This window comes from Pseudomonas sp. NPDC087614 (genome assembly GCF_044743485.1).
In the GTDB taxonomy this organism is placed as follows: Bacteria; Pseudomonadota; Gammaproteobacteria; order Pseudomonadales; family Pseudomonadaceae; genus Aquipseudomonas; species Aquipseudomonas baetica_A.
On the sequence record NZ_JBIUWN010000131.1, the window covers coordinates 1 to 6,771 of the forward strand.

7 protein-coding genes are annotated in these 6,771 nt (G+C 57.7%); 4 read left to right on the top strand and 3 right to left on the bottom strand.

Translation table 11 applies throughout. The features are described from left to right. From ACIOWA_RS26855 to ACIOWA_RS26865, 3 genes are all read left to right on the top strand, one after another. Window positions 1-239: hypothetical protein (locus tag ACIOWA_RS26855; protein ID WP_401162799.1), on the top strand; the 239-nt coding region annotated here is incomplete at its 5' end. Between the two features lie 85 nt (window positions 240-324). Then, window positions 325-669, top strand: coding sequence for a hypothetical protein (locus tag ACIOWA_RS26860; RefSeq protein ID WP_339538312.1), 345 nt, complete (start codon window positions 325-327; stop codon window positions 667-669). A 414-nt stretch (window positions 670-1,083) separates the two neighbouring features. Further along, window positions 1,084-1,521, top strand: coding sequence for an excinuclease (locus tag ACIOWA_RS26865; RefSeq protein ID WP_401162801.1), 438 nt, complete (start codon window positions 1,084-1,086; stop codon window positions 1,519-1,521). Window positions 1,522-1,606: 85 nt separating this feature from the next. Here the strand turns inward: ACIOWA_RS26865 and ACIOWA_RS26870 are convergent, their stop codons facing one another. Continuing rightward, window positions 1,607-2,509: a LysR substrate-binding domain-containing protein gene (locus tag ACIOWA_RS26870; RefSeq protein ID WP_339464018.1), complete on the bottom strand. Its 903-nt coding sequence runs from the start codon at window positions 2,507-2,509 to the stop codon at window positions 1,607-1,609. Window positions 2,510-2,627: 118 nt separating this feature from the next. Between ACIOWA_RS26870 and ACIOWA_RS26875 the strand changes: the two genes are divergently transcribed. After that, window positions 2,628-3,902, top strand: a complete 1,275-nt coding sequence (locus ACIOWA_RS26875) for an MFS transporter (protein ID WP_401162803.1) — start codon at window positions 2,628-2,630, stop codon at window positions 3,900-3,902. Between the two features lie 109 nt (window positions 3,903-4,011). Here ACIOWA_RS26875 and hemE read toward each other — a convergent pair whose 3' ends face one another. Beyond that, a complete protein-coding gene (gene hemE / locus ACIOWA_RS26880) occupies window positions 4,012-5,079 on the bottom strand; it encodes a uroporphyrinogen decarboxylase (RefSeq protein ID WP_339432944.1) in 1,068 nt (355 codons plus the stop codon). A gap of 245 nt (window positions 5,080-5,324) precedes the next feature. Beyond that, window positions 5,325-6,743 (bottom strand): FAD-dependent oxidoreductase, encoded by a 1,419-nt coding sequence (locus ACIOWA_RS26885; protein WP_401162805.1) that lies wholly within the window; start codon window positions 6,741-6,743, stop codon window positions 5,325-5,327. Window positions 6,744-6,771: the final 28 nt, after the last annotated feature.

The following is a 6,771-nucleotide window of genomic DNA, read 5'->3' on the forward strand; positions in this document are numbered from 1 at the left end:
GCCCTTTTTCGTCTGCCGTCCGCACAAAAGCAAACGCCCCGAACAAGTCGGGGCGTTTGCTTGAAACCACCATCAGTGTGTTTTCACACAGTCTGAATTGGCGCCCTTTTGTTTTACCGGGAGCCATTTCACAACCAATTGACGTAGAACAAAAAGTTCTGAACCTAGGACCATCCATTCCAAAACTCTCTATTAACCTGTCACTTATGACAGGTGGCACGAAAAGTAAATCCTTATAAATTGATTAAGCAAAAAAAACCTTCAAAAAGGCGTTTTTTTACTTGTGGCATTTAAAAACCAACAACTATCAAAAGGAAACAAACAATGTCTGACTATCAATGGATAAACTCAAGAGACGAACTTGAAGAAAAACTTTTAGACATGATGTCCGCTGCAACCGAAGATGCTAAAAGCGCTGAAAAAACCTGGACCGAAAAAGTTGAGTACACTGAAGAAGTTAGTGCGTTTCTGACGATAAACGTAATTGCCGAGGGATCATCAACCACAATGTCCCTCAATGATTTCGTTGATAACCTTCACAATGAAATAAATTTCTACGAGGGTGGCAAATACGAAAACAAAGTTAAAGAAACTTTAAAAGGAAAAACAATGTATTGCAAGATAATTATTGAGGCAGCTCCTCCTGCCTATAAAGAGCCCGGTTACTGATCTCGCATGCAAAAAGTCACCGGTTTATCTCTGTAATGGAATACCGGTGACTTCAGACGTGAATTCCTCGCAGAAGTTATTATTCAGCCTCAAACTTAACCAAAGTAAAACCCGAGCGAATACCTGACCTGTGACAACATTAACCCCATACTAACAACATATCGCTCTCCTTTATTAGATCGCGACGCTCCCGCTTCCTGCTTCGGCTTTACACCACACTGTTTTAGCTTTTTGGTAGCGCTCACCTGCGCGCCTCCTTTCCATAAGGCTGCTCGTATTTCCTTGAACGCCTAAACAACATTGCCTGCCAGCCAACTACACTTGCTCAAGCAGGTAGCCCCAAACAGCCTGCCGGAATGGCGAGTCCAATTTGTCGAGCACTCGCGGTTCTCTTTCACCGTCAAGGAGATGACCATGCAAGTGAAAGCCCTGATCGCCGCTGCGCTTTTCGCGCTACTGCCCAGCGCCAGCCACGCCACTAATCTGATGTACATGCCCTTCGAAACCGTGCTGTCGGACGCGATTCGCGCCGGACGGCTGGATGGCAGCGTGAAGTTCTATCTGCTCGGCAATAGGCCGCAGGGGACTCAGCAGTTGTTGCGCAGCGGAGTAGTCAGTGATTTGAAGACCAACGGATTCAACAAGAGTGATCACGATTCCTGCGAGTGGGTGTTGCAGTCGAATCTGATCAAGCTGCAGGCCGATGCCAAACGGGTCGGGGCGAATGCGGTGGTCAATATCGTCAGCTATTACGACCAGCATGTGCGCAAGGATTTGAATACCTACGAGTGCCGGGCGGGGATTTTTGTCACGCGGGTAGCGTTGAAGGGGGATCTGGTGCGGTTGCCATAAAACAGGTGGCGCTGGTGCGTAGGCCTTCGCGAACAAGCCCGGCCCACTGTGGGAGCGGGCTTGCTCGCGAAAAGGCCCGCAGCCATCACCCAATTGAAGGCTCGACCTTGCGCGTGAGCAGGTCGACAAACGCCTTGGCCATCGGCGATTTCTGATCCTTGCGCTGCACCAGCCACACCGCTGAAACCGCTTCAGGATCCAGCAGTGGCCGGTAGACCACGCCGTCGATGCGCATCCGCTGGTAGGACGCAGGCAATACCGAGACGCCCAACCCCGCCGCGACCAGTCCGATAATGGTCATCGCCTCGCCGGCCTCTTGGGCGAAGTGTGGGCTGAACCCGGCATCGCGGGCCAGGCTGAGCAGTTGTGCGTAGAGGCCGCTGCCATAGCTGCGCGGGAAGAACACGAAGGGTTCCAGCGCCAGTGCCGAGAGGAACAGGCCTTCCTCGCTGCCTTGGACCAACGGATGCTTGGCACTGAGCACCGCCACCAGCGGTTCGCGCATCAACTCGACTACGCTCAACGAATCCGGCAACCCCAGCGGGCGCATGATGCCGACCTCGATCGACTCATCGACCAGCGCCTCAGCCACTTGGGTACTGCTCATCTCCCGCAGGTTCAGGTGCACCGCCGGAAAACGCTGGCGAAAGGAAAAGATCGCCTGCGGAATAGTCGAGTTGAACGGCGCCGACGAGGTGAAACCAATCTTCAACTCGCCCAATTCACCGAGTTGCGCACGTCGGGCGACGTCCGCCGCTTTGTCGACCTGGGCCAACACCAGCCGCGCTTCCTCCAAAAACAATCTGCCGGCCTCGCTCAGCTCGACCCGACGATTGGTACGCTCGAAAAGTCGCGCGCCGACCTCTTGCTCCAGCGCCTGAATCTGCTGGCTCAGTGGCGGCTGGGAGATGCCCAACGCCTGTGCGGCACGGCCGAAGTGCAGTTCTTCGGCGACGGCAATGAAGTAGCGCAAGTGGCGCAGTTCCATGGAAACCCCATTAGGTCGTTAAAGCTATCAAACAGGTCGAACAATATATTGGATAGAAACATTAGCCAGCTATATGATTTTTTCATTGCCTGCCTGGCCGTGCCCTTCGAGGTCTGATGTGAAAACCGCCGCTGCCCCTCTTGCCCATGAAGTCCCGCCCGCCGCTGCGGACGATGTCGTCGCCGAGCTGCAAGAGATCTACATCGAAAAAGGCACGCCGATGTTCATGCGCACGGTGCTCGCGCTGTTCAGCGGCGGCTTCGCGACCTTCGCCCTGCTGTATTGCGTACAGCCGATGATGCCGCTGCTGTCCCACGAATACGGGATCAACGCGGCGCAGAGCAGCCTGATTCTGTCAGTGTCCACGGGTATGCTCGCCATCGGCCTGCTGATTACCGGGCCGATTTCCGATCGGGTCGGGCGTAAACCGGTGATGGTCACCGCGCTGTTCGCGGCGGCGTTGTGCACCATCGCCAGTTCAATGATGCCGAGCTGGCAGGGTGTGCTGATCATGCGCGCGCTGATCGGTTTGTCGTTGAGCGGCTTGGCGGCGGTGGCGATGACCTATCTGAGTGAAGAAATTCATCCGCAGCACATCGGCCTTGCCATGGGTTTGTACATCGGCGGCAACGCAATTGGCGGGATGAGCGGACGGTTGATCACCGGGGTGCTGATCGACTTCGTCAGTTGGCACACGGCGATGCTGGTGATTGGCGGTCTGGCGCTGATTGCGGCGGCGGTGTTCTGGAAAATCCTGCCGGAGTCGCGCAACTTCCGTTCGCGCTCGCTGCACCCGCGCAGCCTGCTCGACGGCTTCACCATGCACTTTCGCGACGCCGGTTTGCCGTTGCTGTTCCTTGAAGCGTTCCTGCTGATGGGCGCGTTTGTCACCCTGTTCAACTACATCGGTTATCGCCTGCTAGCGGCGCCGTACAATCTTGATCAGGTGTTTGTCGGCTTGCTGTCGGTGGTGTACCTGTCGGGTATCTACAGCTCGGCGAAGATCGGTTCACTGGCGGACAAACTGGGCCGACGCAAAGTGTTGTGGGCGACGATTGCGCTGATGTTTGCAGGTTTGGCGCTGACGATGTTCACCCCTGTGCCGCTGATCATCATCGGCATGCTGATCTTCACCTTTGGCTTCTTTGGGGCGCACTCGGTGGCGAGTAGCTGGATCGGGCGGCGGGCAACCAGAGCCAAAGGACAGGCGTCTTCGCTTTACCTGTTTAGCTATTACGCCGGATCAAGCATTGCCGGCACGGCAGGCGGGGTGTTCTGGCACTTGGGCGGGTGGAACGGGATTGGTTTGTTTATCGGCGCGCTGTTGCTGGTGGCGCTGTTGGTGGCGTTGAAGCTGGCGAAGTTGCCGCCGTTGGGCGGCGTCAACGCCTGACAAAAATCCTCTCCCACAGTTGGTCTGTTTTCGGCTCCAGATCGTGGAAACAAAAACGCCCGGCATTTGCCGGGCGTTTTGCTTTGCTGAACTTAGAGCTGGGCGTCGATCACTCGTGATACTGCGCTGACAACTCGTGCACCGCGCGCAGGAAGGCGCCCGCGTGCTCCGGATCGACCTCAGGGGTGATGCCGTGGCCGAGGTTGAACACGTGGCCGCTGCCCTTGCCGTAGCTGGCCAGAATGCGCCCGACTTCGGTGCGGATCGCTTGCGGTTTTGCATAAAGCACGGTCGGGTCCATGTTGCCTTGCAGCGCGACTTTGTCGCCGACACGGGCGCGGGCGTTACCGATGTCGCAGGTCCAGTCCAGACCCAGTGCGTCGGCGCCAGCGTCAGCGATGCTTTCCAGCCACAGGCCGCCGTTTTTGGTGAACAGGATCACCGGCACTTTGCGACCGTCGTGCTCGCGGATCAGGCCGCTGACGATTTTCTTCATGTAGGCCAGCGAGAACTCCTGATACGCCGCCGCCGACAGATTGCCGCCCCAGGTATCGAAGATCTGCACCGCTTGCGCACCGGCCATGATCTGGCCGTTGAGGTAGGAGGTCACCGACTGCGCGAGTTTATCCAGCAGCAGGTGCATGGCTTGCGGGTTGTCGTAGAGCATCGCCTTGGTCTTGCGGAAGTCTTTCGACGAGCCGCCTTCGACCATGTATGTGGCCAGCGTCCAAGGGCTGCCGGAGAAGCCGATCAGCGGAACGCGACCGTTGAGCTCGCGACGGATGGTGCTGACCGCATCCATCACGTAACCAAGGTCTTTGTGCGGATCAGGGATCGGCAGGGCTTCGATGTCGGCCAGGGTGCTGACGACTTTCTTGAAGCGCGGGCCTTCACCGGTCTCGAAATACAGGCCCTGGCCCATGGCATCGGGGATGGTGAGGATGTCGGAAAACAGGATCGCCGCGTCCAGTTGCGGGTAGCGGTCGAGCGGTTGCATCGTGACTTCGCAGGCGAATTCCGGATTCATGCACAGGCTCATGAAGTCACCGGCGTGGGCACGGCTGGCGCGGTATTCCGGCAGGTAGCGACCGGCCTGACGCATCATCCACACCGGGGTGACGTCAACGGGTTGCTTGAGCAGGGCGCGCAGGAAACGGTCGTTCTTCAGGGCAGTCATGTCGGCATCCGGAAAAAAAGTGCGGGCATTTTCTCAGAGCGCGACGCAAAAGGCACGGATGCAGGTCAGCCTTTTGTCTATCGGGTCAATTTGTCGCGGTTGAAACCGGCTTTTTGCAACACCACGAAACAACTGTGGGAGCGGGCTTGCTCGCGAAGAGGCCGGCACACTCAACAGAGATGTTGACTGACAGACCGCTTTCGCGAGCAAGCCCGCGCCCACATTTAATCGCATTTCAAGTCTGGTTAAACACCAAGGTAATCGAGGATACCTTCGGCGGCATTACGGCCTTCGAAGATCGCCGTCACCACCAGATCCGAACCGCGCACCATGTCGCCACCGGCGAAAATTTTCGGGTTGCTGGTCTGGTGCTTGTACTGACCTTGCTCGGGCGCAACTACGCGGCCCTGGCTGTCCGTCTGGATTTCGAACTGTTCGAACCACGGCGCCGGGCTCGGACGGAAACCGAAGGCGATGACCACGGCGTCGGCCGGGATGATCTCTTCGGAGCCCGGGATCGGCTCCGGGCTGCGGCGGCCACGGGCGTCCGGTTCGCCGAGACGGGTCTCGACCACCTTCACGCCCTCGACCTTGTCTTCACCGACGATGGCGATCGGCTGGCGGTTATAGAGGAATTTCACGCCCTCTTCCTTGGCGTTCTTCACCTCTTTGCGCGAGCCGGGCATGTTCGCTTCGTCACGACGATAGGCGCAAGTCACCGACTTGGCGCCCTGACGAATCGACGTACGGTTGCAGTCCATCGCCGTGTCGCCGCCGCCGAGTACCACGACCTTCTTGCCTTTCATGTCGACGAAATCTTCCGGCGACTTTTCAAAGCCCAGGTTGCGATTGACGTTGGCGATCAGGAAGTCCAGCGCGTCGTAGACGCCCGGCAGATCCTCACCGGCAAAACCGCCCTTCATGTAGGTGTAGGTGCCCATGCCCATGAACACGGCATCGTATTCGGCGAGCAGTTGTTCCATGGTCACGTCTTTGCCGACCTCGGTGTTGAGGCGGAACTCGATGCCCATGCCGGTGAAGACTTCGCGACGATTGCTCAGCACGGTCTTTTCCAGCTTGAACTCGGGGATACCGAAGGTCAGCAGACCACCGATTTCCGGGTTCTTGTCGAACACCACCGGGGTCACACCGCCGCGTACCAGCACGTCGGCACAGCCCAGACCTGCCGGGCCTGCGCCGATGATCGCGACACGCTTGCCGGTCGGCTTGACCTTGGACATGTCCGGGCGCCAGCCCATGGCGAACGCGGTGTCGGTGATGTACTTCTCGACCGAACCGATGGTCACCGCGCCAAAACCGTCGTTGAGGGTGCAGGCACCCTCGCACAGACGATCCTGCGGGCACACCCGGCCGCACACTTCCGGCAGGGTGTTGGTCTGGTGCGACAGCTCGGCGGCCTGAAGGATGTTGCCTTCGGCCACCAATTTGAGCCAGTTGGGAATGAAGTTGTGCACCGGGCACTTCCATTCGCAATACGGGTTGCCGCAACCCAGGCAGCGGTGGGCCTGATCGGCCGACTGCTGGGGTTTGAACGGTTCGTAGATCTCGACGAACTCTTTCTTGCGTTGACGCAACAGTTTCTTCTTCGGATCTTTGCGCCCGACATCGATGAACTGGAAGTCGTTATTCAGACGAACAGCCATAGTAAAAACCTCATAAAACTCAACAGGC

Bases quoted from the DNA above. Each gene is read 5' to 3' on its own strand.
- ACIOWA_RS26860 (WP_339538312.1), top strand. From the start codon at position 325: ATGTCTGACTATCAATGGATAAACTCAAGAGACGAACTTGAAGAAAAA.
- ACIOWA_RS26865 (WP_401162801.1), top strand. From the start codon at position 1,084: ATGCAAGTGAAAGCCCTGATCGCCGCTGCGCTTTTCGCGCTACTGCCC.
- ACIOWA_RS26870 (WP_339464018.1), bottom strand. From the start codon at position 2,509: ATGGAACTGCGCCACTTGCGCTACTTCATTGCCGTCGCCGAAGAACTG.
- hemE (WP_339432944.1), bottom strand. From the start codon at position 5,079: ATGACTGCCCTGAAGAACGACCGTTTCCTGCGCGCCCTGCTCAAGCAA.
- ACIOWA_RS26885 (WP_401162805.1), bottom strand. From the start codon at position 6,743: ATGGCTGTTCGTCTGAATAACGACTTCCAGTTCATCGATGTCGGGCGC.